Here is a 24,818-nt window from a genome sequence, read left to right as displayed (position 1 = left end):
CGAAACGATGATCGGTCTTGCGGCTTTGGCGATCGGGTATGTCCTGTCGCAATTCTACCGGTCGTTTCTGGCAGTCCTGACGCCGGCTTTGACAGCCGAGCTTGGCGCGACCAAGGCCGAGCTATCCATGGCGTCAGGTGCCTGGTTCGTCGTTTTCGCCCTGATGCAGTTCGTGGTCGGTGTGTCGCTCGATCGTTATGGTCCGCGTCGCACGGCAGCTTTTCTGTTGACGGTTTGTGGCGGGGGCGGTGCGCTGATGTTTGCGCTCGCGCCGACGCCCGGCACGATCATTCTTGCCATGGCGCTCAACGGGGCAGGGTGCTCCGCCGTTCTGATGGCCTCCGTGTTCATCTTTGCAAAGTCCTTTTCGGCGGGACGGCTCACCATACTTATCTCCTGGCTGGTCGCCTTCGGGACGCTCGGCAATGTGGTGGGGTCCGCGCCCATGGCGGCCGCGGCAGAGGCTTTTGGCTGGCGGAGCGTCATGGGTGCGCTGGCATTCTTCACGATTCTAACCGGTATCGCGATTCATTTGCTCGTCCGGGATCCTGAGCCGGCAGATGGCGTCGAGCGGGCAACCGGGCTGGGGTTCAGGGGGTATCGCGAACTGCTCAGTCTTCGTGTGCTCTGGCCAATCCTGCCCCTTACCGCTCTGAACTATGCGCCGGCGGCGGGCATTCGTGGGCTTTGGGCTGGGCCTTATCTCTCCGATGTCTATAACGCAGACGCGCTGATGATCGGGCAGGCAACGCTTTTCATGGCGCTTGCAATGTCGGCTGGTGGTCTTGTTTACGGACCGCTGGATGTTTTTTTTCGCACACGCAAATGGGTCGCCGTGGGCGGAAACTTCATTGGTCTTGCCGCGATTGCTTTTCTAGCCATCACACCGGTGTCTTCCATTGCCACGACGACGACCGTTTTCGTGGTCATTGGCCTTTGCGGCGCGAGCTATGGCCTGTTGATGGCGCATGGCCGGGCGTTTGTGCCAGCTCATCTGACGGGGCGCGGGGTGACACTTTTGAATTTCTTTTCGGTGGGGGGCGCCGGAGTGATGCAGTTCCTCACCGGTGGCGTCGTGTCGGCATCCACCGTGCCGGGCAACCCGGTTGCAGCGTATCAGACCCTGTTCATTTTCTATGCGGCCCTGATCGCGCTTTCCCTGGCGGTTTACCTGGCTTGCAAAGACGCGCCGCCCGAGCTGGAAAGGGCGCACAACGGCTGAGGTCAGGTTCTGGCTCGGGTGCGTTTGCCTGTCTTCTTGCGCGGGCCGAGGGCGCGCTTGTTCCAGCCCGTCAGGCGATACATGACGAAAAAGATGAAAGAGGCTGGAAAGAGGCGAAGCAGTTTCAACGGCCAGACCAGCCGCTTTGGGAAGGCGACTTCGTAACCACCCTGATGTATCCCCCTGTCGATGCGGCGGGCGGCCTCCGATGCGGTCAAAAGCGCCGGCATCGAAAAATTGGTCTTTTTGGTGAGCGGCGTGGCGACAAAACCCGGATTGATGATCTGGGTCCGGATGTTGAGCTTCTCGAAATCGTAGCGCAAACCTTCGACGAGATTGTTGAGGGCCGCCTTTGTCGATCCGTAAGCGGCGGCTGACGGCATGCCGAAGAATGACGTGACCGATCCCATGACGGCGATGTGTCCGAAGCCACGGTCACGCATACGGTCGGAGACCGGGATCAAGCCATTCAGTGTACCAAAAACATTGATCTGGTAGCTGCGCACGAAATTGGTGGTTTCCAGCCGATCTCCCCGCACGGGCAGATAGGTTCCCGCGTTGAAGACTGCCAGTGTTATTGGGCCGAGGTTTTTCTCGATCTGCGCAACGGTGCGTTCCATTCCCGCCTCGTTCATCACGTCGCAGGGAAAAACGAATATCCGCCCCTCAAGATGTTCTGCTTCACGAGTGATGGAGGAAAGGCCGTCTTCGGCGCGCGCAGTGGCCGCGACCGTGTACCCCCTGCCTGCAAGGCGCACTGCGAGCGCGCGTCCGATCCCGGTGCTCGCACCGGTGATCCACACCACTCCATCCTTTGGATTGGCCCGGTAAAGCGCCATCCCAATCCCCTCCAATTCTGGGGCAGGTTTATCGGGCGGTACGCATGTTGAAAAGCGCCTTGTGGAGAGTACACACTGAAATCGTTTTCGGAACCATGGAACAAGCGACAGCTTTGCGCGCTTTTGGCCCGTTGCGCAAAATCCCACCTTGCAACGCTGCCGCGGGCTTTCTAACCTCCGCAAAAATCGAAAGAGGATGCCATGAAAAACTCGGTTGTGGATGCCATAGGCAATACTCCGCTGATCCGCCTTAAGCGTGCCTCGGAGGAAACGGGCTGCGAGATTTTCGGCAAAGCCGAGTTCATGAATCCTGGCCAGTCGGTCAAGGACCGGGCAGGGCTCTTCATCATCCGCGATGCCGAGAAACGCGGGCTTCTTAAGCCGGGCGGTGTCATCGTGGAAGGTACTGCGGGCAACACCGGCATTGGCCTGACCGTGGTGGCCAAGGCGTTGGGCTATCGCACGGTGATTGTCATCCCTGAAACCCAGAGCCAGGAGAAGAAAGATGCATTGCGGGTGCTGGGGGCGGAGCTGATCGAAGTTCCCGCGGTCCCTTACAAGAACCCGAACAATTATGTGAAGGTTTCGGGCCGCCTTGCAGAACAGATCGCGAAATCGGAGCCGAACGGTGCCATCTGGGCAAATCAGTTCGACAATGTGGCCAATCGCGAAGGCCATGTGCGTACAACCGCCGCAGAAATCTGGGAGCAGACGGGCGGGAAGATCGACGGTTTCGTTTCGGCCGTCGGAACCGGTGGAACCCTTGCCGGAGTGGCAGAAGGCCTGCGCAGCAAAAGCAGGGTTGTGAAGGTGGCATTGGCCGATCCGATGGGAGCGGCGCTCTTCAGCTACTACACTGCTGGAGAATTGAAATCCGAAGGCACTTCGATCACCGAAGGCATAGGCCAAGGGAGAATCACGGCGAATCTGGATGGATTTGCGCCCGATTTCTCTTTCCAGATCCCGGACGGCGAGGCGCTGCCGATCGTTTTTGACCTGGTACAGGAGGAGGGGCTGTGCCTTGGCGGGTCGACCGGGATCAATATTGCCGGCGCCATCCGGCTTGCGCGCGAACTGGGGCCGGGGCATCGCATTGTGACTATTCTCTGCGATTACGGAACGCGCTACCAGTCCAAGCTCTTCAATCCGTCATTCCTGCGTGAAAAGGGGCTGCCCGTACCTGACTGGATGGATCGATCTCCGGAGATCGACGTTCCGTTCGAGGAGGTTGCCTGATGGCGCAGACGGAGGCGCTTTTCCGAGACGATGCCTATATGCGCGAGGGCGCGGCGCGCGTCATCGGTATCAACGATCGCGGCGGAATTCTCCTGGACAGGACGATGTTTTACGCCACGTCTGGGGGGCAACCGGGCGATACCGGACGCTTTATCCGTGAGGATGGCTCGATTATCCAGATCGCTGCAACGGTGACGGGGGAGACAAAGGATGAGATCATCCACGTCCCTGCGGCGGAGCAGGTTTTACCCGAGATGGGCGAGACATTGCAGCTTGCGATCGACTGGGAACGACGTTTCAAGTTGATGCGTATGCATACGGCCTGTCATCTCCTGAGCGTGATCTGCCCCTTTCCAATCACGGGGGCTTCGGTGAACGAAGCGGATTCGCGTGTGGATTTCGATCTCCCCGATGCGAGTGTCGCCAAGGAGGAGGTCAGCGCCAGGTTGATGGATCTGGTGAACGGGGAGCACCCTGTCTTCACACGCTGGATCAGCGAGGAGGATCTGGAGGCCAATCCCAACCTCGTGAAATCGAAAAATGTTCGGCCGCCGCGGGGGACCGGCCGCATCAGGCTCGTCTGCATCGGCAATGAGGCGAGCATCGACAGCCAGCCATGCGGTGGGACGCATGTTGCGAACACCGCCGAAGTGGGGGAGATCCATATAGGAAAGATTGAAAAGAAGGGGCGGGAGAACCGCCGCTTCCGCATTCGTTTCGGCTCTCTGCCGGCGAACTGAGATTGCGAGGATCACATGAGTGAAACAAGCCGTTTTACCGTTTCATCCGCCTGGCTGGAGGAACGTCTTGATGAACCCGGGCTCTCCATCGTCGATGCCTCCTGGTATTTGCCGGCACAGGGGAGAAATGCGAAAGCGGAATATGAGGCCGGGCACATCCCGGGAGCCGTGTTCTTCGATCAGGACGCGGTGGTGGCTGCCGATTCTGATCTACCACATACGCTGCCGGATGCCGCAACCTTTCAGCGGCATGTGAGCGCCATGGGTATCTCCAAAACGGACACCATCGTTGTCTACGACGGGCCGGGTCTCTTTTCGGCGCCGCGTGTGTGGTGGATGTTCCGGGTCATGGGCGCACAGGACGTGCGGGTTCTCGATGGAGGGCTGGACGGCTGGCGCGCCGAGGGGCGTGTGCTTACCAACGAGCCAACCAAGATCGCTCCGTCCGTTTTCAACGCCGCACTGGATGAAACGCGTGTCGCCGATATCGATGCCGTGCGGACGATCGTTGAAGGCAGATCGGCGCAGATCGCCGACGCGCGACCGTCGGGGCGATTTACGGGCGAAGATCCAGAGCCGCGACCTGGCATGCGCTCCGGCCACATGCCAGGGGCACGCAACGTGCCTGCTTCCGCTCTTTCACGGGATGGCAGGCTTCTCGCGCCTCAAGAATTGCGGGGGCTGTTCGAGCAGGCAGGCATCGATCTCGATCGACCTGTGGTGACATCATGCGGCTCCGGCGTGACGGCTGCGGTGATTACGCTGGCGCTGGAAACGCTGGGACACACGAACAACCGACTTTATGACGGTTCCTGGAGTGAGTGGGGTAGTCGTGAAGACACTCCCGTCGTGACCGGGAAAGAAGGCTGAAAGACAGGCAACAACACGTTCATCCTGAATTCAGCAGTCTTGAACAATGATTGCCAGAACGGACGAACCTGTTTCCTGAAAGGAGCTTTCCATGTTGAATCGCCGTCAGATGCTTGGGACTGTCATTGCGGCAACCCTGTTGCCGGGGGCGGCCATGGCGCAATCCTCCATGCCATCGGCATCCCGCATCCAGCGCAGTCTGGAGGCCGCTCCGGCTCAGCGCGTACGTCCGCAGGACCGGGTCACGGTGCGCGAACTGAAGCGCCGGCCCGATCTGCGCCGCCGTGCGCCTTCCATTGATATTCAGGCGATCAATTTCGGCTTCGATTCGGCCGATATCCCATATTCGCAGTTCCGCAAGGTCGAAGAGATTGCCGACGCCCTGCATCGGTTGCGCCGCCGGCGGCCGGGAACGATTGTGCTTTTGGAAGGGCACACGGATGCGGTCGGGTCGTTCGGTTACAACCAGCAACTCTCCGAGCGCCGTGCTGCCTCCCTGCGCCGCGTATTGGTGCGCGAGTTCGGTGTGCCCGCGCGCATGCTGGAGACGGTCGGATACGGCGAAGAGTTTCTTCTGGTTCCAACGCCCAACGAGAACTGGCGCAACCGGCGCGTGACGCTGCGGCGGGTCGACGATTTCCTGCGCTGACAGACCTATCTGTTCCGTCGGTCGGTCCCTCCGGCTTGACTGGAATCGGGTGGAAACCTCCAGTCTTTGAAACAAACTGGTCTCCGTCATTTTGAGGGAGACCAGTCATGGGATTGATCAAATTCGTGGCCATGGATAGCGATGAGGCCAAGGCTTTTCGCAATGGCGCGCCCGATGCCTACGGGATGAAGCCGGAAAGGGGGATCTCGGGCGGAAACGGCATACCGTGTCGGCACTGCCTGCGTTCCGTGGCCGAGGGAAAGCCCTACCTCACCCTTGCTTACAGACCCTTTCCGCGGACCCAGCCCTTTGCCGAGACAGGGCCGATATTTCTTTGCGCGGAAGAGTGTGAACGGGCTCCCGACAGCGATGTGATGCCCGATCTGTTCCGCGCCCGCACTGAGTGGCTGCTCCGCGGCTACGGCCATGATGATCGGATTGTCTACGGAACGGGCGCGATAACGCCAAAACAGGATATCTGCACGCGAGCGCACGATCTTCTGAAACGCGAGGATATTGCCTATCTGCACATGCGCTCGGCGCAATACAACTGCTATCAGGTGCGGATCGATCGAGCCTGACGCCAAGTATTTCGGATGCCGAGAAAAAAGGCCCGCCGTTTCCGGCGGGCCGCGCTGGAGGCAAGGTACTCGCGTTCAGGCGGCAAGGGCGGATTTCGGCTCTGCCATTTCGTAGCCGAGCGCTTCGGCAACCGCCTGGTTGGTGATGCGGCCCTTATGGACGTTGAGGCCGTTGCGCAGGTTCTGATCGTCGATCAGAGCCTTGAGCCCCTTGTCGGCAAGCTGAAGGCCATAATGCAGAGTGGCGTTGTTCAGCGCGTGCGCAGAGGTGACGGGAACGGCACCCGGCATGTTGGCCACGCAATAGTGGATGATGCCGTCGACCTCATAGGTCGGATCGGAATGCGTGGTGGCATGGGAGGTTTCAAAGCAGCCGCCCTGATCGATGGCGACGTCGACCAGCACGGCGCCCTTCTTCATGCCGGACAGCATTTCGCGGGTGACAAGCTTGGGCGCTGCAGCGCCCGGAATGAGGACGGCACCGACAATGACATCGGAAGAGAAGCACTCCTCCTCAAGGGCCTCAACAGTGGAGTATCGCGTATGGACACGGCCGTTGAAGATGTCATCCAGTTCGCGCAGGCGGGGGATGGAGCGGTCGATGATCGTGACATCTGCGCCCAGACCAACTGCCATCTTTGCCGCATTGAGGCCGACAACGCCGCCACCGATAATGGCGACCTTGCCGGGAAGGACACCGGGAACACCGCCAAGCAGCACGCCGCGTCCACCATTGGCCTTCTGCAGCGCTGTCGCGCCGGCCTGTATGGCAAGACGGCCTGCGACTTCTGACATGGGAGCAAGAAGAGGGAGGCCGCCGCGCGTATCGGTCACGGTTTCGTAGGCAATCGCGGTGACGCCGGAATCGATCAGGCCGCGGGTCTGATCGGGATCCGGAGCCAGATGGAGATATGTGTAGAGGATCTGGTCTTCACGCAGCTGCACCCATTCGGAGGGCTGCGGTTCCTTGACTTTGACGATCATATCCGATCTGGAAAAGACCTCCTCCGCCGACCGGGCGATGGTGGCGCCTGCTGCGCGATAGGCATTGTCGTCAGCGCCGATGCCCGCACCCGCGCCGGTTTCCACGAGCACATCGTGCCCGTGCGCCACATATTCACGCACCGAACCTGGCGTCAGGCCGACGCGATATTCGTGATTCTTGATCTCTTTCGGGCAGCCGACGCGCATTGGCGTTCCTCCGGGCATTGTGGCGATTTTCCTGGCTCATTGAATGAGACCACAAAAACCACGGAACGTCTTTGCGAAGTTGTTTGCGTTTTTCTGGATTTTTCGCTATTTTTTGCGCAAAATTACAAAGTTCCGGGAGGAAATTCGAATAATGGCCTTGGATAGGATTGATATCGCCATTCTTGAGGTCCTGCAGAAGGACGGACGAATTTCCAATTCCGCGCTCGCGGAGAAGGTGGGGCTTTCGCAATCGGCCTGTTCGCGCCGCCTCGATAATCTGGAAAAGAGCGGCGTCATCAGGGGATACCATGCCCGGCTTTCAAATGCAGCCCTTGGCCATGGTGTCACGGTCATCGTCCATATTTCGCTTTCCGGTCAATTTGAACGCACACTCAGCGAATTCGAGGCGGCGGTGCAGCGATGCCCGAATGTGGTGTCCTGTCATCTCATGTCCGGCGAGTACGACTATATTCTGCGGATCGCGGCGCGTGACCTGCAGGATTATGAGCGGGTTCACAAGGAGTGGCTTACAGGCATGCCCCACGTGATCAAGATCAACTCCGCGTTTGCGCTGCGCGAAATTGTCGACCGAACCGGGGTCGGGCTGAAACCGCAGATGGCGTGACGCTGGGGCGGGTTCAGCCGGCAGTGACGATATGATCCATCGGGATGTCATGCGGCTGCGGGTAGATCGTGGACAATTCTGCGAAGTCATATCCGATGCCGATGAGAAGCGGTCTTTTTGGCAGAGCGGCGATGGTCCGATCATAAAATCCGCCGCCATAGCCCAGTCGGTAACCGGCTGCATCGAAACCGACCAGCGGCGAGACTATGATGTCGGGAATGTTCTCCTCGTCGACTACCGGAACAGGTATGTTCCAGACCCCGCGTTCAAGCCGGTCTCCCGGACAATAGGGGCGAAAGACGAGGGGAGCGGCTTTCTGGATGACGACCGGCAGGGCTGTCGTGGCACCGCGATCATGGAGAGTGGCAAGCCATGGGCGCAGGTCCGGTTCGCCCCGAAACGGCCAGTAAAGCCCGACCACGCGGCCTGATGGATCACCGATCAGAGTGTCGAGCTTTCGCGCGACGATGTCCGCAAGGCGGATGCGCTCGGCGACCGGGACTGCGAGGCGCTCGGCGATCAGGCGGTCGCGCGTGGCCCGGCGCCATCGGCGGACCTCGGGCCAGGCTTCTTCATGTGATGTATCGGCCCCGTCTGCCAGTTCGTGCATGAAGCAGGGTGGAGACGCATAGGGTTTGCTGCTTTTGTCCGCTTCATCGCTCATCGGCATTTCTCCTCGGTGATTATCGGGGCGGCTGCGATGAAGCTGCAGCAGCTTCTGCCAGGATGCTGTTCAGAATACGACGGGAGGGCCTCGTCGAACGGTACGGGTCGTGTGTCACGCGGGCGTCATCAGATTTTGCTGGAACTCTCAACGCGACGGCGCAATCATGCTCCTTCGCCGGTTCTTTTCAAAGGCCCAGGAGAGACGATCATGATGTCCGCATCCGCATCCATGTCCCGCCGTTCGTTCTTGGCAGGCTCTGCTGCCGCAGGTTCTCTGGTGCTGATGCACCCTTTTTCGGCCAGGGCTTCGGTGAACCAGGCGCATTTGCGCATCATGGAAACCACGGATCTGCACGTCCACGTCCTTCCTTACGATTACTATGCCGACAAGCCCAATGACACGATGGGGCTCGCCCGCACGGCCTCCATCATCGATGCGATCCGGGCGGAGGCCACGAATTCCATACTCGTCGACAATGGCGATTTCCTCCAGGGCAATCCCATGGGGGACTATATCGCCTATGAGCGCGGCATGCGTGAAGGTGACGTTCACCCGGTGATCAAGGGCATGAACACGCTGGGCTACGATTGTTCGACGCTGGGCAATCACGAATTCAATTACGGGCTCGATTTCATGTTCAAGGTGCTTGCGGGGGCCAATTTTCCCTTCGTCTGCGCCAATTTGACCAAAGGGGACCTCGCGGCAAACGGACGCGACGATGACCTGTTCCTGAAACCTTACGTGATCCTTGACCGGATGGTGAAGGATGGTAGCGGAAAGGAACTCCCCATTCGTGTCGGCCTGATCGGCTTTGTGCCTCCGCAGATCATGAGCTGGGATTCCAAACATCTGACCGGCAAGGCGATGACGCGGGACATTGTGCGAGCGGCGGAAGCCTGGGTGCCGCAGATGCGCGAGGAGGGCGCCGATATCGTGGTGGCGCTGTCGCATTCCGGTGTCGGCCCGGCACAGTATGCGGAAAACCTCGAGAACGCCTCGCTGCTTCTTGCCGGCGTTGAGGGTATCGACGCCATCGTGACCGGCCATAGCCATCTCGACTTTCCCGGTCCGAAGTTTGAGGGGATCGAAGGCGTGGACAATGCCAGGGGCACGATCGGCGGCAAACCGGCCGTGATGGGTGGCTTCTGGGGTTCGCATCTGGGGCTCATTGACCTGCTTCTGGAGCGGGACGGGCAGAGCTGGGTGGTGGTGAATGCGACTTCCGAAGCGCGCCCGATCTTCAAGCGGGTGGAACGCCAGACCGAGCCTCTTGTCGAAAGCAAAGCGGAAGTTGAAGTGGCTGTGCGTGAAGACCACGAAGCGACGCTGAAGTATGTGCGTACGGCTGTCGGCAAGACATCCGCGCCCCTGCATTCCTACTTCGCGCTGGTGGCCGACGACCCATCCGTGCAGATCGTGAGCCAGGCGCAGATCTGGTACATCACCGACATGCTGAAGGACGGTGAATACAGGGATTTGCCCGTGTTGTCGGCAGCAGCGCCCTTCAAGGCCGGCGGTCGCGGCGGCCCGGATTATTACACGGACGTGCCGGCTGGCGATGTGGCGATCAAGAACGTCGCCGATCTTTATCTTTATCCCAACACGGTGCAGGCGGTTCTGGTGTCGGGTGCGGATGTGAAGGAATGGCTGGAGATGTCCGCCGGAATTTTCAACCAGGTGGAACCTGGCAAGGCAGACCAGCCTCTGCTCGATCCATCTTTCCCTTCCTACAATTTCGACGTGATCGATGGCATGACCTATCGGATCGACCTGTCGCAGCCGCCGAAATACTCATCCAAGGGAGAGCTCCTGAACGCGGATGCGAGCCGTATCGTGGACTTGCAGTTCAATGGCGAGGCGATCGACCCGGCTCAGAAATTCATCGTAGCGACTAACAATTATCGTGCAGGCGGTGGCGGCAACTTCCCCGGTATCGGCCCTGACAAGGTGGTCTTTGCTGCCCCTGACACGAACCGTGATGTGATTGTGCGCTATATCGTGGAGCAGGGGACGATCAACCCGACGGCTGATGCCAACTGGGCCTTCAAACAACTACCGCACACATCAGTCCTGTTCGAGACAGGGCCCAAGGGAGCGGAGTTCGTTTCGAGCATCAAAGGTGTAGCAATTGAATCCGCCGGCGAAGGGCAGGAGGGTTTTGCCCTCTATCGCATTACGCTCTAGGCAATGGAGTTCCTGAAAGGCCGGGCTTTGCGCTCGGCCTTTTTTCTTTCCGGAACAGCCCTTTGCTCGATGACTTTGAGAATTTGAATCCACTCCTGCGGCGTGACGATGCATTGACATTCGGGCCCTGCAGCGCGATTTGCGGACACGATTTCAGGAGGCAGGCCCGTGATTCGACACATCGTTTTCTTCAGTGCCAAAGATGAGGCGGATGTGGGCCGCATTGCGGAGGGGCTTGGTATGCTGGCCGACATTCCGCATTCGGATTTTTTTGAAGTCGGTCTCAACCGCAAGGTCGATCAGATCGGCACCGAGGTGGATGTCATTGTTTACGCGGAATTCCGCGACGAAGCAGCGCTCGCCGCTTACAAGGCTCATCCGACCTACCAGGCATGCACTGCAAAAGTGCGGCCTCTTCGGGAGATGCGCGTCGCGGCGGATTTCGTTTCCAGAAAGTCCGGCTGACAGGGGTGCTCAGCCTGCATTCCTGACTGATTTATACGCGAGGAGCGCGCGTTCGCGGGCTGCCCTGTGGTCGACTATCGGGCGTGGGTAGGTTTTGCCGAGTTCTATCTCAGCCTTCTCAAGAGCGCTTTGAGGAGCTTTCCATGGCTGATGCAAATGTTTGTCGGGGAGGGCGGCGAGTTCGGGCACGTATCGGCGCGCGAATTTTCCCACCGGGTCGAATTTTTCTCCCTGCAGAACGGGATTGAAGATGCGGAAGAACGGTGCAGCATCGGCACCGGACCCTGCCACCCACTGCCAGTTGGCCGGGTTGGAGGCGGGGTCGGCATCAACAAGTGTGTCCCAGAACCATTCCTCGCCTTTGCGCCAATGGATGCCCAGATGTTTTACGAGGAATGAAGCGACAACCATCCTCGCCCGGTTGTGCATCCAGCCGGTCTGCCAAAGCTGGCGCATGGCCGCATCGACAACGGGGTAACCCGTTTCGCCGCGCTGCCAGCTTTGCAGCGCATTCTGGTCGTCTCGCCAGGGAAAGGCGTCGAAATTACGGTTGAAGTTTTCTGTGGCAAATTTCGGGTTGTGGAACAGGAGGTGCCAGCAGAATTCGCGCCAGCCGATCTCCCTGCGAAACGTCTGCAGATCCTCCTCGCCGATCTCGCTTTCACCTTCCAATGCCTGCCAGATCTGAAATGGGGTGATCTCACCATGCGCAAGATGCGGTGAGAGACCGGAGGTGCCAGTTTCGGCCATGAGGTCGCGACGGGATCTGTAGTTCTCGCCGGTGCCGTTGATGAAGTCCGCCAGTCTTTCGCGCGCGCCAGCCTCGCCTGGCGTCCAGCTTTCCTGCAGGCCTTTCGACCAATCGGGCTTCTTTGGAAGAAGGTTCCAGTCTTCAAGTGCGTCGCCCGGCAAATCATCCCTGTAGGGCGTGATCATTTCGGGTGCGTCGGCCGGTGGGCGCGGGTGTATGGATTCCATCATGGAACGCCAGAAAGGCGTGAAGACCCGGTAGGGGCCTCCAGATCCGGTCTTCAAACGCCAGGGCTCGTGAAGCAGGTGCCCGGAGAAACTGTCCGTTTCGATCCCGCGCTCTTTGAGAGTGGCTTTCAACAGAGTGTCGGTTGCCATGCCTGCGGGGTCGTAACGCCGATTCCAGTAAACGGCGCCTGCATGGGTTTCCTCGGCCAGCGAAATGGCGATCTCGACCATGGGGCCGGCACGCAGAACCAGGTGCAGGCCAAGCTTTCCGAGCTCTTCCCTCAACGCCGCAAGACTGTGGTGAAGCCACCAGCGGCGCGCGCCGCCGAGTGTTCGAGCGCCTTTGCTTGTCTCCTCGAGAACAAAGGCGGCGACAACCGGACGCCCTGTTCCCGCGGCGGCGCAAAGGGCAAGATTATCGCTGAGGCGCAAATCATGCCGGAACAGGAGCAGCACCGGACGCTCATCATCGGGGACCATGCACTCTCCCATGCACATGAGGATCAATCATCGTTTGTGGCGTTGAGTTGTTCGGGGCGCAAGCCCTCACGGCCACCTTCCTGCGTCTTTAGAAGCCCCTTCGAAAGAGCCCATGTTCTGAGTGCTGTGAGGAGCGCCTGCTCACGGGTCATCCCGGCGCCCTCCATGGCGCTGAAGCGGTCGAGGGCCGCAACGATGTCGTTTGGAAGCGCGCGCGATAAAGTGGCCAGCGAGGTATGAGGCCGTGTGTCAGGTTGCTGTTTCATGGTTCCCGCCCGAATCTGGTGTGTTCACATACAATCGGTGCGGTTTAAAAACGTTCCGTCGATCTCAGGCAGCTCACGCATCCGTGTTCGGGTCGTGCACAGGGACGGGCGTGTTCGAGGGACAGCATTCAGCAAGAGCGCCGACCTACGGCTGGGAATGCTGCCAGAACGGGCGGAACGCCTGCAATCGCTTCCAGTCTTCGATCGTGGCGGGCCAATCATAGACGCTGCGTGTTTCACAGGCTCCCAACAGGCGGCCGATGGCGCGTTGCGCGGACGGGTCGTTGATGGAGGAGAGTGGCGGCCTGCAGAGAATCAACTGGGTCACGGCTGCGTCGTTCAGACTGCCAAACATCGTTTGCAGCGTTTTCAGCCGGCTCGATAATCGCTTCACATCGGCAGGCGCGTAGAGGGGGCCGAGGAACTCTATCGCATAGCGGAGCTTTTTCAGCGCCTTGCGCAACGCGTGTTTCTGATCCGTGGCGAAGCTCTCGATCCCTTCAGCCCGGGTGAGGAGGTGGTTCCACCGTTTTTCCAGTTTCTCATCTGCCAGATCTTTGAGTTTTCGGTTGGGTTTTGCCGGTGTGCGAAGACCTGTCTGGATCAATTCGGAGAGACCAAGCAAAAAGACGTTCACGCGCTCTGTAGACAGCGTATGCCGGAGATCGGCACGAACCTTACGGGCGTGCCGCTCAAGTGTGCTCAAAACGAGGTTTGCGCCGGGTTCCCGGTGAATTCTGGCATAGAAAGGGCGGGCGACATCGTTGAGGACGACGTCAAGATCGCGCAAGCGCCCGACCTCGTGGCCCAACCAGCGTGCCTCATTTGCAAACTGGATAACAATGGAGGGTTCGATCACCCTGTTGAACAGGGAAAGCGCGCTGCGCAGCCTCCGAAGGCCAATGCGCAATTGATGTGGGCCTTCCATATCCTCGGTTTTCCGGACAGCCTCGATGTTTGCTGAAATCTGCGCCAGACATTCCTGCAGCATGTCCTCGGCTGCTTCGCCAATGCTGCTCTTTCGGGTAATCGGCACGCGAACTGCCTTGCGGGGCACGGCAGGGGGCTCAATGTAACCGTGTTTGGCCAGGAGAACACTGCGTGCCGCCTTGGAGAAGCGGGAAAACCTCAGGGCGCCATCCGGCAGTATCATGCGTGCGCCTCTGTAGAGGCCGGTTGGGTGTCCCTCGATCAACTCGATCTCGAGCTCATGGAGAGGGGCGCTGCGTCCTGCTGCCTTCACGGCGCCGCTGTCTAAAGCGATTTCGGCTTTTGTACCGTCGTCGAGATGAAGGTCGACCTGCGTGCGGCGTATGCGGGTTTCAGCAACCGTTTGGAGTTGGGTGTTCTTAACGAGCCGTGTGATGCGATCCCGGACTTCCTCGTTTTCGATTGCATCGATGGAAACCACGCCCGCAGGAACCATCCGCTCGATTTCGGTGACCCTGGACAGACCGCCTTTGATGGAGCCGTCGAGCTTGATCGTTTGCAGCCATTGCGTGCCCGTGCACCGAAGACGCAGCGTAATTCCATTTTCGCGCAGAGCACCTTCCGACGTGTCGAAATAGAGGCTGTGCAGATGCCGTGTGCCGCGTATCCTGCGTGTTGCGGTAGGTAGTCGCTCGATGCGCGCGAGAGTGTCGGGCACTTGCTGTTTCTCCAGCAAAAGCTTCAACTCGATTTCTGGCAAGAAAGATCCCCGCAAATTCCGCAGTGCGAGCACGCTCGGCTACGGTTTATACTAGACCGGATCCATACAGGATGAAACGTTCTTGCGGCGCAAACCATTCGCGCTGGCCCGGGTTTCGTGAGGAGTTGCAAGGATCAGGTGGTGACAATTAGCACGCAAAGGCGGCAAACCGCCAGCGAACGCAGTCCGGCCGAAAGGCGGCTGGCACAATATCGGACGGCTCTTGATAAAGAATGGCTCCCCGGGCCGGATTCGAACCAGCGACCAACCGGTTAACAGCCGGTTGCTCTACCACTGAGCTACCGGGGAATGCCTGTGCTCGTGCGAGTGAGCGTGCCTATAGCAAACCAAATTCAGCTTTGCAAAGCGCCAATTGTGATTTTCGCGGTTTTTTTCAGGTCGCCCCTCCCATTGAGGGATTTCGCAACGCATATGGAAGGTCCGGCATTGGCATGGAAGATATTGGTGGGCCGCCAAGGGGCGATGGTACGACGCATGGTGCAGCGAAACACAGATACGGCGGCGGGGAAGAACGGACGCCCTTCGGTCTCTCTCATGGGCAAGCGGATTCCCATCCCCCGGTCACGGCTCGCCCGAATCGGGGGAGGCTGCATGCTGGTGGTGCTCGGGCTGTTCGGATTTCTGCCAGTGCTTGGCTTCTGGATGATTCCCCTTGGCCTGCTCATACTATCCTATGACATCGCATCGGTACGCCGCCAAAGGCGCAAAGCCACCGTGTGGTGGAACAGGCGGAGAGAAGGAAGGCAGCGCTCGCGTGGCGGGTGACCGGATTGCGACAGTGGAAACGAGCTGTCTCCCCGGTTATTTTCGTGGCAATCACATTTGCCCGCTTGACGAGGAATTGGACGCAACCTATTGAACAGCCCGGTGCCGCTTGCGGCATGGCCTCGTGGCGGAGTGGTTACGCAGAGGACTGCAAATCCTTGCACCCCGGTTCGATTCCGGGCGAGGCCTCCAATTCTTCTTTCCATCCAGTATTCTCAGCACGTTGGACGGCGACGAACCGCGCTTTTCCGTGACGCGGGGATGAGGCATTCTCGGCCTATTTGCGGCTCCAGCATCTGATCTGCACATCCGAAAGTCTGCAGCCCTCATATTGCTTCTCGATCACCCAGCGGCCACGGCTTACCGTGAAGGACGACCAGTAGTATCCCTTGAAGAGAAAGCCGAGGTTCAGAAGTTGGGCCATCGGACGCACCTCCTTCGAGGCTTCGATCCGGGCGTCAAGCCTGTATCGGCAATAGAACGGTCCGTTCTTGGTCGACAGACATCTGTCCAGATCGAGCGCGTGGATCTTCAGCTTCGCATCTTTTAGAATCAAGGCATTGGCTAGCTGCAGGCGAAACTGAAGATTTCGGTATTCGGCCGCTTCGATCTGCCGTGCGCTCGGGCCGCGCAACAGATCTATCCTGCCCGCATCCGCGTAGCGCTCTTCCTGCGGGTCGGGAGGGGCTTTCGCAGGCTCCCAGGGGATGACGGCGTGATCTTCGTGGAGCGTGCCAGGCTCAACAGACACATGCAGTTTGGCGAGGCTGCCTGACGCCCGTCGCCCCGCAATGTAGAAAGGGAACTTGACGGGAACCATGGCGCGCGGGCAGTGCCTGCCACCCGGTTGAGCCTGGGGACGGAAAAAACGATCCCTGGGATGGACGCAGTATGAGTAGGGGCCTCGAGAAAGCGGATATTGCCCGCCGGCCCGGAAATCGGGATTGAACGGAACGGCACCAAGGCGCCCCTTCTTGTCTATATAGGCCACCAGAACCGACATTCTGTCCATTTTCGGAGCTTCGCGCTTCCAGCATTTGCGCGATGTCAGCTGCGTCCATCCGCCGACAGCCCTGTAAGGCGAATTGAGGGACGATTCCGCGTGAGCGACGAAAACCGTCTGTTCGCCCGAATTGCAAACCTCAAGGTCAAGGGCGGTAACCGGCGCGATCAGCATCAGCTGAAACAAAATTGCAAAAGACAGGTATGCTTTCATCTCGTTCTGCCCAAGCCTTGCTCTGCAAGGGAAAACGGTGCCGGATATCGCTGCGAACGCAATTCATGAATTCGACTTACCGGGATACCCCTGCCGGATAAATGGGCGGCTTCCTCATCTGCGCGATGCGCCGGGGCGCAAGCGCTCCAGCACAGGACTGTCGACAGAATGCAGATTTTGGCCGGAACGCGATCAGCCAGCAGGAAGAAGCTCCAGGCAGGAGATGAACGCGCGGTCCAACCTGCGGAACGCTCAGGCCTGCGGATGGAGACAGACTGTCAATATGGCTGACGTTCCCGGCCACGGACCATGATGATAGACTTTCTCAAAATCAGATGTTTGCCACGAAGGATGTTGTCATGAGCTGGAATCCCGCTCTCACGCCGGGCTGTCCGAATGATATCGAGGCCGATTCCATCGAAACGCTGATCGTTCCGCGGGCGCGTGACATTGGCGGCTTCGAGGTGCGTCGGGCGCTGCCTGCACCGAAGCGGCAGATGGTGGGACCGTTCATCTTCTTCGATCAGGCGGGCCCGGCGGAGTTTCTGACCGGTCAGGGGATCGATGTCCGGCCCCATCCTCATATCGGGCTGGCAACCGTGACCTATCTCTTTCGTGGCGATTTCCATCATCGCGATAGCATCGGCTCAGATCAGATCATTCATCCCGGCGCGTTAAACTGGATGGTGGCCGGGCGGGGCGTTTCTCACTCGGAACGCACTAGTGCCGCTTCACGGCAGGGGCCACACAGCCTATTTGGCATTCAGACTTGGGTGGCGTTGCCGGAGGCAATGGAGGATGCAGAGCCTGTTTTCGAACACCACGGGAAGAAGGCGCTTCCCCAAATCGACGACGATGGCGTGCGTCTGAGGCTCATTCTGGGGAGCGCCTATGGCCAGACGGCACCCGCGACGGTCTATACCGACACGTTCTATGCCGATGTAAAACTGGACGCCGGCGCGCGTTTCCCACTGCCGGACGATCATGAGGATCGGGGCGTTTACGTCATCGAGGGGGAAATCTCTGTGGCGGGGCAGGTTTTTGAAGCAGGACGCATGATGGTTTTCCGGCCAGGTGATCCCATTACGGTGGGGGCAGGAGCGAAAGGCGCGCGTCTGATGGTGCTTGGTGGTGCCACAATGAGCGGACCGCGATACATCTGGTGGAATTTCGTCGCCTCCTCACAAGAGCGCATAGAAGCGGCCAAGGACGACTGGCGCAGGGCAGACTGGGGCGCGGGGCTTTTCGACCTGCCACACGGAGACGACCAGGAATTCGTTGCGCTGCCCGGCTGAGCGGTGAAGCGTCGCATGCCTGCGGTCCCTTGCAACATGGCCAGACCTTTCCGCTTGCGCCGGAAGCTCTTTCGGCAGGTGTCAGTGGTCCACGACTGGCTGCCGCAGAGCGATTGACAGGGGCGGCGGCAGCCGTTAGCAAACCCTTCAAATCGTTGTTTTCGCCGAAGCGGGAAACCTCTCCTGCACATCGCGCGAGAACAGGCTTCGGGATCTGACGCATGACAATCGATTTCTCCCAGCAGCGCGCCAATATGGTGGAAGGGCAGTTGCGGACGTCCGATGTGACGAGCAACGCACTTTTGACAGCGATGGGTGAGATTCCGCGTGAGGCCTTTGTGCCGGGACGCAAGAAAGCACTCGCCTATATTGACGAGGATATCGAAATCGCTTCGGCTGCCGAGGGGAACGGCGCCCGTTATCTGATGGAGCCTGCGGCTTTCGGCAAGCTTGTTCAGCTTGCTGACGTGCAGTCCAGCGACGTGGTTCTCGATGTCGGCTCGGGCACGGGCTATTCTGCAGCCGTGCTATCGCGCCTCGCGAGCTTTGTTGTCGCGCTGGAAAGCGACGAGGCGCTCGCGGGGATGGCGACCGAGGCGCTCAGCGATCTCGGATGCGTCAATGTTGCCGTCGTGGGCGGTGCCTTGCAGGGTGGATATGCAGACGATGCACCCTATGACGTGATCGTCATAGGAGGGGCCGTTGACCGTGTTCCGCAGAGCCTTCTGGATCAATTGCGCGATGGGGGACGTCTCGTTGCAGTGATCGGTGAAGGAAACGCGGCGCAGGCGCATCTTTTCGTGAAGGACGACGGCATCGTTTCGAGCCGTCCGGCCTTCAATCTCGCAATCAGGCCGCTGCCCGGGTTCCAGGAGGAGCCGGCATTCATTTTTTGAGGTGAGACTTGTTGCTTTCCTGCAACGGAATTGATCAAGGGATTGATGTAACATCTATTTAAAGAGCGCCTGATTTGGGGGTGGGGGACTTGCTGTTATCGGTGTCTCCCGGGCGTGGACACCGGTCGAAAGACCGGAACACATAAGTCGGGGTGGTGGTGTCCTGAAAGACGCGGCTGCCGATAACAGTCCGAGGTTGACAGATCGTGCCTTTTTATCGTCGTTTCCTTATCCCCCTTGTGGCCTCATCCGCGTTGATTGCGACGCCAGTCACCGTTTCCGCCGAGACCATTCTGGGTGCTCTGGCAAAGGCTTACGAAAACAACTCCACCCTCAATGCGGAACGTGCAGGCGTTCGAATCACGGATGAAGATGTCGCCATCGCGAAATCCGGCATGCGGCCGCGTGTCCAGGGTACGGCTTCGCTCGCTCTGACCCACAATGACGGCACCGACATTCGCACCGGCGAATTCGGTATCTCGCTTACGCAGCCGATTTTCGATGGTTTTCAGACGCGCAACAATGTGGAAGCTGCCGAGGCGTCCGTGCGGGCGGCCAATGAGGCCTTGAGAAATCAGGAACTCGACACGCTTTTCAACGCTGCCAGCGCCTATATGGATGTGATTCGTGATCGCCAGATCGCGGCGTTAAGGGCGCAGAATCTCGAATTTCTGGAAGAGCAGGTCCGTTCGGCCCGCTCGCGCTTCGACGTGGGTGAGGGGACCCGGACCGACGTTGCACAGGCCCAGGCCCGGCGGCAGGCCGCTCTGGCTCAGCTCAGTGCGGCACGTGCGGCGGTCACATCCAGTTCGGCTGTTTATCGCCAGCTTATCGGCGATGCGCCCAAGGACCTGAAAGCGGCCGGACCTCTGACGAATTTGCTGCCGAAGAATTTGGACAGCGCGCTTGCGCTTGGCCTCGCAGAGCACCCGGTCATCAAGGCGCGTCAACACCAGATCGACACCGCATCTTTCCGTGTAAAATCTTCCGAAGGTGCTTTCCTTCCACAGCTTTCCGGCTCGGTTGGGCTGTCACACAGTTATCGGGATACCTCGCCAGGCCTCTCGAGCGATGGATCGAGCGACAGTGCACGCATCGGGCTGAACCTGACTGTGCCGATTTACCAGGGCGGTCAGGCCTCTGCTCAAGTACGCAAAAACAAGGAAACGCTTGGCCAGGCGCGCATCAATCTTGATGTCAGTCGCGACCAGGTTCGCGCGGCCGTCGTGTCGGCATGGAGCCAGTATCAGGCGGCGCGGGAATCGCTCGCGGCCAATCGTGAACTGGTGCAGGCCGCACAATTGGCACTCAATGGCGTGATCGAAGAGCGCAATGTGGGGCAGCGTACCACGCTCGATGTCTTGAACGCGCAGGCGGATGTGATTGATGCAAAGATCAATCAAGTGAACGCGGAGCGCGACATCGTGGTTGCCAGCTTTGCGATTCTGTCGGCGACCGGCCGGCTTTCCGCCAGCCGGCTCGGGCTTCAGGTCAGCGAGTATCGCCCCGAAGAGCACTACCAGGCAGTCAAGGACAAATGGTACGGCCTGCGTACCCCAGATGGTCGCTGAGAGCTGCCTGTTACGCCTCGGGTGTTGCTCACCTCTTTCAAAAATTGAGCCTTGATGGAATGCCGGTCTCCGTTGAGCCCGGCATTCTTGTGTGCAACCCGAAACTGCATGGGGACGGGGATTCTCATGGGGCTGACCGTGCGTTACGCTGGTCCATATGATTCGACCGTCTGTTCCGGCGCCCGGATAGATCTGAAATCTTCGTTCCGGGCAGGCAGGTGAGGCGGACGCAGTTGGAGGCGGCAAGTTTTACGATGTCACAGGGTTTTGGGGCGCAGAAGATGGAAGCTGCAGTCGAGGCGCTGACTTCCAACGGGAGTCAACGTGAGCCCTCCATGGAGGAGATACTCGCCTCGATTCGGCGCATTATCGAGGATAATGACGCTCCCTCAGCAAAATCTTCCGAAAAAGCGGTTCCCGAGCCTGTTGCTGCGAGCGAAGCTTTGACACAGCGGAACGAGGCCCATGGCCGGGGCGATGCACCGAGCCGGCAGCCGAGCCCGGATCGCGAAGAAGCTTCGCCCGTCCAGCCGGTCAGGCATGACGAAGCGCCGAGCGCTGACACGTCGGGTGACGTTGAAACCTTCAAGTCGGAGCTGCGGGAGACGTCAGTTTCGGAGGCAGCCTCTGATGCCGAGGCCCCGGGAGCGCATGTCGCAGGTTCATCCTCATCGTATGCCTCGACAGTCGATCGCGGGCTGATGCAGCGGATCGCCGAGGTTGACGCTGTACCGAATGCGCCAGCTTCCGTTGAGAGCGCTGGTCGCGTCGAGAATAAAGCGCATGAGAATGAACCGCGCCTGCCGGCTGCTGCCGAGCGGGCTGATGAAGCGAAGCAAGGCATTCTCTCAGAATATACCGGCCGCAAGGTCGCTGCGGCGTTCGGAGAGTTGAACGAAGCCTTTGAAGCCAGCCGCCGGCGCAATTTCGACCAGATGGCCGAAGAAATGCTGAGACCGATGTTGCAGGACTGGCTCGACAACAATCTGCCGACCATTGTCGAACGTCTCGTGCGCGAGGAGATCGAGCGGATTGCGCGTGGCGGATAGACCGCACCGCCTGCCGGTTGACTTGACCTGACCCTTCGGCTTTACACCGTTCTGTGAAGAGACCAGATTGCTGGTCTGTCGCTTTGCTGTCTTTTGATGGGTGGCGAGGTGATCGTTTGTTGATTCCACGCAGTTCCGGAGGGGCCTTTTCCATGTTTCCGGGATTGCTCTAGCGCGGAAACCCTTATGCTTGAGAAGACTTACGACGCGGCAAGCGTCGAGCCGAAAATCGCCGCTCGCTGGGAAGAGGCCGATGCCTTCAAGGCCGGAGCCGGCGCGGAAGCGGGTGCGGAATCCTTCACCATTGTCATTCCGCCACCGAATGTGACCGGCTCGCTGCATATGGGCCATGCTCTCAACAACACGTTGCAGGACATCATGGTGCGTTTCGAACGCATGCGCGGCAAGGACGTTCTATGGCAGCCAGGCATGGACCATGCGGGCATCGCCACGCAGATGGTGGTTGAGCGTCAGCTCATGGAAAAGCAGCAGCACCGCCGCGACATGGGGCGGGAAAAATTCGTCGACAAAGTCTGGGAATGGAAGGCTGAGTCCGGCGGCGCAATCATGAACCAGCTCAAGCGGCTGGGGGCCTCCTGCGACTGGTCGCGTGAACGCTTCACCATGGACGAGGGACTTTCAAAGGCCGTGGTCGAGGTCTTCGTTTCACTCTACAAGCAGGAACTCATCTATAAGGACAAACGTCTCGTAAACTGGGACCCGAAACTCCTGACGGCGATTTCGGATCTCGAGGTCGAGCAGGTCGAGACCAACGGCAACCTTTGGCATTTCCGCTATCCGCTGGCTGATGGGCTGACCTATGAACATCCCTACAAGCTGGACGATGAAGGCAACCGGGTCACCTGGCGGCCCTCCGACGGCCAGCCGGATGGCTATGAGACGCGGGACTATGTGGTGGTTGCCACGACCCGCCCGGAAACCATGCTGGGCGATTCCGGTGTTGCGGTGCATCCTGAGGATCCACGCTACAGGGAACTGGTGGGAAAGAATGTGCTGTTGCCACTGGTTGGACGGCGCATCCCGATCGTCGCCGACGACTATCCGGATCCGGAAGCGGGCACCGGCGCGGTGAAAATGACGCCTGCGCACGATTTCAACGACTTCGAGGTAGGCAAGCGCCATGATCTGGCACAGATCAACATCATGGCGACCGACGCCACGCTCACCCTTAAAGGCAATGAAGCTTTTCTCGAAGGGCTGGAAGGTGCGGACGCGCCGCTCGCGCGCACGATCGCCGAACTGGATGGTATCGATCGCTTCGAGGCGCGCGAGAAGATTGTCGCAATGATGGAGGAGGCGGGGCTTCTGGAGAAGGTCGAGCCCCACAAGCATACGGTGCCACACGGCGACCGCGGCGGAGTGCCGATCGAACCATTCCTCACCGATCAGTGGTATGTGGACGCGAAGACCCTGGCGAAAACGGCCATTGCTTCCGTTCGCGAGGGCCGTACCAAATTCGTGCCAAAGACCTGGGAGAAGACCTATTTCGAGTGGATGGAGAATATCCAGCCATGGTGCGTTTCCCGCCAGCTCTGGTGGGGCCATCAGATTCCCGCGTGGTATGGACCGGATGGGCAGGTCTTCGTCGAGAAGGACGAAGAAACCGCGCTTGAAGCTGCAATCCAGCACTATATCTCGCATGAAGGGCCCTGGAAGGCCTGGGTTGAGGAGAAGCTGGAGAATTTCAAGCCCGGCGAAATTCTCACCCGTGACGAGGATGTGCTCGACACCTGGTTCTCATCTGCTCTGTGGCCTTTTTCCACGCTGGGCTGGCCGGACAAGACGCCTGAGCTGGCACGATACTACCCGACCTCGGTTCTGGTGACAGGCTTCGACATCATCTTCTTCTGGGTCGCCCGGATGATGATGATGGGCATGCACTTCATGGAGGAGGAGCCGTTCCACACGGTCTATGTCCACGCGCTGGTGCGGGATAAGAACGGCGCCAAGATGTCGAAGTCGAAGGGCAATGTCATCGATCCGCTCGAGCTGATTGACGAGTATGGCGCCGATGCGTTGCGCTTCACGCTTGCAATCATGGCAGCGCAAGGTCGTGACGTGAAGCTGGACCCTGCGCGTGTGGCTGGTTATCGCAATTTCGGCACCAAGCTTTGGAATGCGACGCGTTTTGCCGAGATGAACGGTGTCAAGCGTGACGAGAACTTCCGCCCTGGCAATGCGAAGCTTGCCATCAATCGCTGGATCCTGACCGAGCTGACGCGGGCCGCCAGGGGAATTACCGAGAGCATCGAGGCCTACCGCTTCAACGAAGCGGCGGGGACAGCCTACCGGTTTGTCTGGAGCCTGTTCTGTGACTGGTATCTGGAGCTTCTGAAACCTGTTTTCGCAGGGGATGACGAGGCCGCCAAGGCCGAGGCCCGGGCCTGCGCGGCCTACGTGCTTGAAGAAACCTACAAGCTTCTTCATCCGATGATGCCGTTCATGACAGAGGAACTCTGGGCACATACGGGAGGGGACGCTGGCCGGGAGAGCGTTCTGGCGCTGACCCGTTGGCCGGCACCCGACTTTGAGGACGAGGATGCGGCAGCTGACATCAACTGGCTTGTGGACCTGGTGTCCGGCATCCGTTCGGTGCGCGCCGAGATGAATGTGCCGCCTTCCGCCACTGCACCGCTAGTGGCAGTCGATGCCGATGAGGCAACGCGCGCGCGCATTGCACGGCACGATCCGGCAATTCGGCGGCTTGCACGCGTGGGAGAGCTTGGTTTTGCCGGTGAGGCGCCGAAGGGATCGGCGCAGATCGTGCTCGGCGACACCACGTTCTGCCTGCCGCTCGGTGACCTGATCGACCTGTCGGCGGAAGCTGCCCGGCTTGAAAAGGAGATCGCCAAGACCGCGGCGGAAATGCAGCGACTGGAAAAGAAGCTTGGCAACGAGAAGTTCGTTACGAATGCGCCGCAGGAAATCGTTGCGGCCGAGCGCGAGAAACTGGCTGAATTCGCCGATGCGAAGGCGCGGCTGGAAGTGGCGCTTGCCCGCGTGAACGAAGCGGGCTGATCGACCACTATTCCTGCGTTTGACATAGGCTCCCAAGCCGCGTTCGCCCTGTGCGGTGAGCGCGGCTTTCTCATTGCGCCGTATGATTCGTGATCGGGTGGCGAAGACGCGTGTCGGAGACGTTCCGCGCGACCGGTTTGTGACGGTTTCGCGAAATCTCCGGCGGGTGTTGCTATTGTGCAACTGGTGTCGAATTTGCGAATTCGTTGGAGCAAAATGTGTCGATTTCAGGGGAATTTTAAGGCCATCGCGGCTTTGCTGAGCCAAGGCGAGCAGGTTGTCA

General features: G+C 59.5%; 22 protein-coding genes and 2 tRNA genes. 16 read left to right on the top strand and 8 right to left on the bottom strand.

The features are described 5' to 3' along the window. Positions 1 to 7 precede the first annotated feature (7 nt). Positions 8 to 1,222: an MFS transporter gene (locus tag HF949_RS13885; protein ID WP_292896187.1), complete on the top strand. Its 1,215-nt coding sequence runs from the start codon at positions 8 to 10 to the stop codon at positions 1,220 to 1,222. Positions 1,223 to 1,224: 2 nt separating this feature from the next. Here the strand turns inward: HF949_RS13885 and HF949_RS13880 are convergent, their stop codons facing one another. Beyond that, complete coding sequence (locus HF949_RS13880) at positions 1,225 to 2,061, bottom strand: SDR family NAD(P)-dependent oxidoreductase (protein ID WP_292896185.1); 837 nt, start codon at positions 2,059 to 2,061, stop codon at positions 1,225 to 1,227. Between the two features lie 201 nt (positions 2,062 to 2,262). Here HF949_RS13880 and HF949_RS13875 point away from each other — a divergent pair, with 201 nt between their 5' ends. The 5 genes from HF949_RS13875 (at position 2,263) to HF949_RS13855 (ending at position 6,137) form a co-directional block, all read left to right on the top strand. Beyond that, positions 2,263 to 3,297 (top strand): cysteine synthase A, encoded by a 1,035-nt coding sequence (locus tag HF949_RS13875; RefSeq protein WP_292896183.1) that lies wholly within the window; start codon positions 2,263 to 2,265, stop codon positions 3,295 to 3,297. After that, entirely contained in the window at positions 3,297 to 4,037 is a 741-nt protein-coding gene (locus HF949_RS13870) for an alanyl-tRNA editing protein (protein WP_441338375.1), read from the top strand. Before HF949_RS13875 ends, HF949_RS13870 begins: the two co-directional genes overlap by 1 nt. A 15-nt stretch (positions 4,038 to 4,052) precedes the next feature. After that, entirely contained in the window at positions 4,053 to 4,907 is an 855-nt protein-coding gene (gene sseA / locus HF949_RS13865; RefSeq protein WP_292896181.1) for a 3-mercaptopyruvate sulfurtransferase, read from the top strand. Positions 4,908 to 4,998: 91 nt separating this feature from the next. Further along, a complete protein-coding gene (locus HF949_RS13860; protein WP_292896179.1) occupies positions 4,999 to 5,556 on the top strand; it encodes an OmpA family protein in 558 nt (185 codons plus the stop codon). A gap of 107 nt (positions 5,557 to 5,663) precedes the next feature. Continuing rightward, complete coding sequence (locus HF949_RS13855) at positions 5,664 to 6,137, top strand: DUF1203 domain-containing protein (RefSeq protein ID WP_292896177.1); 474 nt, start codon at positions 5,664 to 5,666, stop codon at positions 6,135 to 6,137. Positions 6,138 to 6,212: 75 nt separating this feature from the next. On the opposite strand, the gene ald is transcribed toward HF949_RS13855, so the two are convergent. Beyond that, positions 6,213 to 7,328, bottom strand: a complete 1,116-nt coding sequence (ald, locus tag HF949_RS13850; RefSeq protein ID WP_292896175.1) for an alanine dehydrogenase — start codon at positions 7,326 to 7,328, stop codon at positions 6,213 to 6,215. Positions 7,329 to 7,479: 151 nt separating this feature from the next. Here ald and HF949_RS13845 point away from each other — a divergent pair, with 151 nt between their 5' ends. Then, positions 7,480 to 7,953: an Lrp/AsnC family transcriptional regulator gene (locus HF949_RS13845; RefSeq protein WP_292896173.1), complete on the top strand. Its 474-nt coding sequence runs from the start codon at positions 7,480 to 7,482 to the stop codon at positions 7,951 to 7,953. A 13-nt stretch (positions 7,954 to 7,966) separates the two neighbouring features. On the opposite strand, the gene HF949_RS13840 is transcribed toward HF949_RS13845, so the two are convergent. Then, entirely contained in the window at positions 7,967 to 8,617 is a 651-nt protein-coding gene (locus tag HF949_RS13840; protein WP_292896171.1) for a 5-formyltetrahydrofolate cyclo-ligase, read from the bottom strand. A gap of 213 nt (positions 8,618 to 8,830) precedes the next feature. Here HF949_RS13840 and HF949_RS13835 point away from each other — a divergent pair, with 213 nt between their 5' ends. Together HF949_RS13835 and HF949_RS13830 are read left to right on the top strand one after the other, a co-directional pair. Further along, positions 8,831 to 10,804 (top strand): bifunctional 2',3'-cyclic-nucleotide 2'-phosphodiesterase/3'-nucleotidase, encoded by a 1,974-nt coding sequence (locus tag HF949_RS13835; protein WP_441338410.1) that lies wholly within the window; start codon positions 8,831 to 8,833, stop codon positions 10,802 to 10,804. A 168-nt stretch (positions 10,805 to 10,972) separates the two neighbouring features. Continuing rightward, the gene (locus HF949_RS13830; RefSeq protein ID WP_292896167.1) at positions 10,973 to 11,269 is read left to right on the top strand and encodes a Dabb family protein; all 297 of its coding nucleotides are present in this window, start codon (positions 10,973 to 10,975) and stop codon (positions 11,267 to 11,269) included. A 9-nt stretch (positions 11,270 to 11,278) separates the two neighbouring features. On the opposite strand, the gene HF949_RS13825 is transcribed toward HF949_RS13830, so the two are convergent. The 4 genes from HF949_RS13825 to HF949_RS13810 form a co-directional block, all read right to left on the bottom strand. Continuing rightward, complete coding sequence (locus tag HF949_RS13825) at positions 11,279 to 12,727, bottom strand: cryptochrome/photolyase family protein (protein ID WP_292896166.1); 1,449 nt, start codon at positions 12,725 to 12,727, stop codon at positions 11,279 to 11,281. A gap of 23 nt (positions 12,728 to 12,750) precedes the next feature. Beyond that, a complete protein-coding gene (locus HF949_RS13820) occupies positions 12,751 to 12,993 on the bottom strand; it encodes a hypothetical protein (protein WP_292896164.1) in 243 nt (80 codons plus the stop codon). Between the two features lie 145 nt (positions 12,994 to 13,138). Next, entirely contained in the window at positions 13,139 to 14,716 is a 1,578-nt protein-coding gene (locus HF949_RS13815; RefSeq protein ID WP_292896162.1) for a CYTH and CHAD domain-containing protein, read from the bottom strand. Positions 14,717 to 14,917: 201 nt separating this feature from the next. Beyond that, positions 14,918 to 14,992, bottom strand: a tRNA-Asn gene (locus HF949_RS13810). 246 nt (positions 14,993 to 15,238) lie between these two features. Between HF949_RS13810 and HF949_RS13805 the strand changes: the two genes are divergently transcribed. Both HF949_RS13805 and HF949_RS13800 read left to right on the top strand, forming a co-directional pair. Beyond that, on the top strand, positions 15,239 to 15,469 hold the full coding sequence (locus tag HF949_RS13805; protein WP_404934951.1) for a hypothetical protein: 231 nt from the start codon (positions 15,239 to 15,241) through the stop codon (positions 15,467 to 15,469). A 118-nt stretch (positions 15,470 to 15,587) separates the two neighbouring features. Then, positions 15,588 to 15,661 (top strand) — tRNA-Cys (locus HF949_RS13800). Positions 15,662 to 15,746: 85 nt separating this feature from the next. On the opposite strand, the gene HF949_RS13795 is transcribed toward HF949_RS13800, so the two are convergent. Then, positions 15,747 to 16,685: a hypothetical protein gene (locus HF949_RS13795; protein WP_292896158.1), complete on the bottom strand. Its 939-nt coding sequence runs from the start codon at positions 16,683 to 16,685 to the stop codon at positions 15,747 to 15,749. Positions 16,686 to 17,044: 359 nt separating this feature from the next. Here HF949_RS13795 and HF949_RS13790 point away from each other — a divergent pair, with 359 nt between their 5' ends. From HF949_RS13790 to HF949_RS13770, 5 genes are all read left to right on the top strand, one after another. After that, the gene (locus HF949_RS13790; protein WP_292896156.1) at positions 17,045 to 17,980 is read left to right on the top strand and encodes a pirin family protein; all 936 of its coding nucleotides are present in this window, start codon (positions 17,045 to 17,047) and stop codon (positions 17,978 to 17,980) included. A 221-nt stretch (positions 17,981 to 18,201) separates the two neighbouring features. Further along, complete coding sequence (locus HF949_RS13785; RefSeq protein WP_292896154.1) at positions 18,202 to 18,876, top strand: protein-L-isoaspartate O-methyltransferase family protein; 675 nt, start codon at positions 18,202 to 18,204, stop codon at positions 18,874 to 18,876. Positions 18,877 to 19,082: 206 nt separating this feature from the next. Beyond that, complete coding sequence (locus HF949_RS13780; RefSeq protein ID WP_292896152.1) at positions 19,083 to 20,447, top strand: TolC family outer membrane protein; 1,365 nt, start codon at positions 19,083 to 19,085, stop codon at positions 20,445 to 20,447. Between the two features lie 254 nt (positions 20,448 to 20,701). After that, a complete protein-coding gene (locus HF949_RS13775; protein WP_292896150.1) occupies positions 20,702 to 21,496 on the top strand; it encodes a PopZ family protein in 795 nt (264 codons plus the stop codon). A gap of 186 nt (positions 21,497 to 21,682) precedes the next feature. Next, a complete protein-coding gene (locus HF949_RS13770; protein WP_292896148.1) occupies positions 21,683 to 24,535 on the top strand; it encodes a valine--tRNA ligase in 2,853 nt (950 codons plus the stop codon). Positions 24,536 to 24,818 lie beyond the last annotated feature (283 nt).

It is taken from the genome of Nitratireductor sp. (assembly GCF_017794765.1).
GTDB lineage: Bacteria > Pseudomonadota > Alphaproteobacteria > Rhizobiales > Rhizobiaceae > Nitratireductor.
Note: the sequence above shows the minus strand (reverse complement) of the source record. Positions and strands in the feature narration are given on the sequence as shown.

What these genes read in the sequence shown, in the direction of transcription:
- HF949_RS13885 (WP_292896187.1), top strand. Translation starts at nt 8, where the DNA reads ATGATCGGTCTTGCGGCTTTGGCGATCGGGTATGTCCTGTCGCAATTC.
- HF949_RS13880 (WP_292896185.1), bottom strand. Translation starts at nt 2,061, where the DNA reads ATGGCGCTTTACCGGGCCAATCCAAAGGATGGAGTGGTGTGGATCACC.
- HF949_RS13875 (WP_292896183.1), top strand. Translation starts at nt 2,263, where the DNA reads ATGAAAAACTCGGTTGTGGATGCCATAGGCAATACTCCGCTGATCCGC.
- HF949_RS13870 (WP_441338375.1), top strand. Translation starts at nt 3,297, where the DNA reads ATGGCGCAGACGGAGGCGCTTTTCCGAGACGATGCCTATATGCGCGAG.
- sseA (WP_292896181.1), top strand. Translation starts at nt 4,053, where the DNA reads ATGAGTGAAACAAGCCGTTTTACCGTTTCATCCGCCTGGCTGGAGGAA.
- HF949_RS13860 (WP_292896179.1), top strand. Translation starts at nt 4,999, where the DNA reads ATGTTGAATCGCCGTCAGATGCTTGGGACTGTCATTGCGGCAACCCTG.
- HF949_RS13855 (WP_292896177.1), top strand. Translation starts at nt 5,664, where the DNA reads ATGGGATTGATCAAATTCGTGGCCATGGATAGCGATGAGGCCAAGGCT.
- ald (WP_292896175.1), bottom strand. Translation starts at nt 7,328, where the DNA reads ATGCGCGTCGGCTGCCCGAAAGAGATCAAGAATCACGAATATCGCGTC.
- HF949_RS13845 (WP_292896173.1), top strand. Translation starts at nt 7,480, where the DNA reads ATGGCCTTGGATAGGATTGATATCGCCATTCTTGAGGTCCTGCAGAAG.
- HF949_RS13840 (WP_292896171.1), bottom strand. Translation starts at nt 8,617, where the DNA reads ATGAGCGATGAAGCGGACAAAAGCAGCAAACCCTATGCGTCTCCACCC.
- HF949_RS13835 (WP_441338410.1), top strand. Translation starts at nt 8,831, where the DNA reads ATGTCCGCATCCGCATCCATGTCCCGCCGTTCGTTCTTGGCAGGCTCT.
- HF949_RS13825 (WP_292896166.1), bottom strand. Translation starts at nt 12,727, where the DNA reads ATGGTCCCCGATGATGAGCGTCCGGTGCTGCTCCTGTTCCGGCATGAT.
- HF949_RS13820 (WP_292896164.1), bottom strand. Translation starts at nt 12,993, where the DNA reads ATGAAACAGCAACCTGACACACGGCCTCATACCTCGCTGGCCACTTTA.
- HF949_RS13805 (WP_404934951.1), top strand. Translation starts at nt 15,239, where the DNA reads ATGGGCAAGCGGATTCCCATCCCCCGGTCACGGCTCGCCCGAATCGGG.
- HF949_RS13795 (WP_292896158.1), bottom strand. Translation starts at nt 16,685, where the DNA reads ATGAAAGCATACCTGTCTTTTGCAATTTTGTTTCAGCTGATGCTGATC.
- HF949_RS13790 (WP_292896156.1), top strand. Translation starts at nt 17,045, where the DNA reads ATGAGCTGGAATCCCGCTCTCACGCCGGGCTGTCCGAATGATATCGAG.
- HF949_RS13785 (WP_292896154.1), top strand. Translation starts at nt 18,202, where the DNA reads ATGACAATCGATTTCTCCCAGCAGCGCGCCAATATGGTGGAAGGGCAG.
- HF949_RS13775 (WP_292896150.1), top strand. Translation starts at nt 20,702, where the DNA reads ATGTCACAGGGTTTTGGGGCGCAGAAGATGGAAGCTGCAGTCGAGGCG.
- HF949_RS13770 (WP_292896148.1), top strand. Translation starts at nt 21,683, where the DNA reads ATGCTTGAGAAGACTTACGACGCGGCAAGCGTCGAGCCGAAAATCGCC.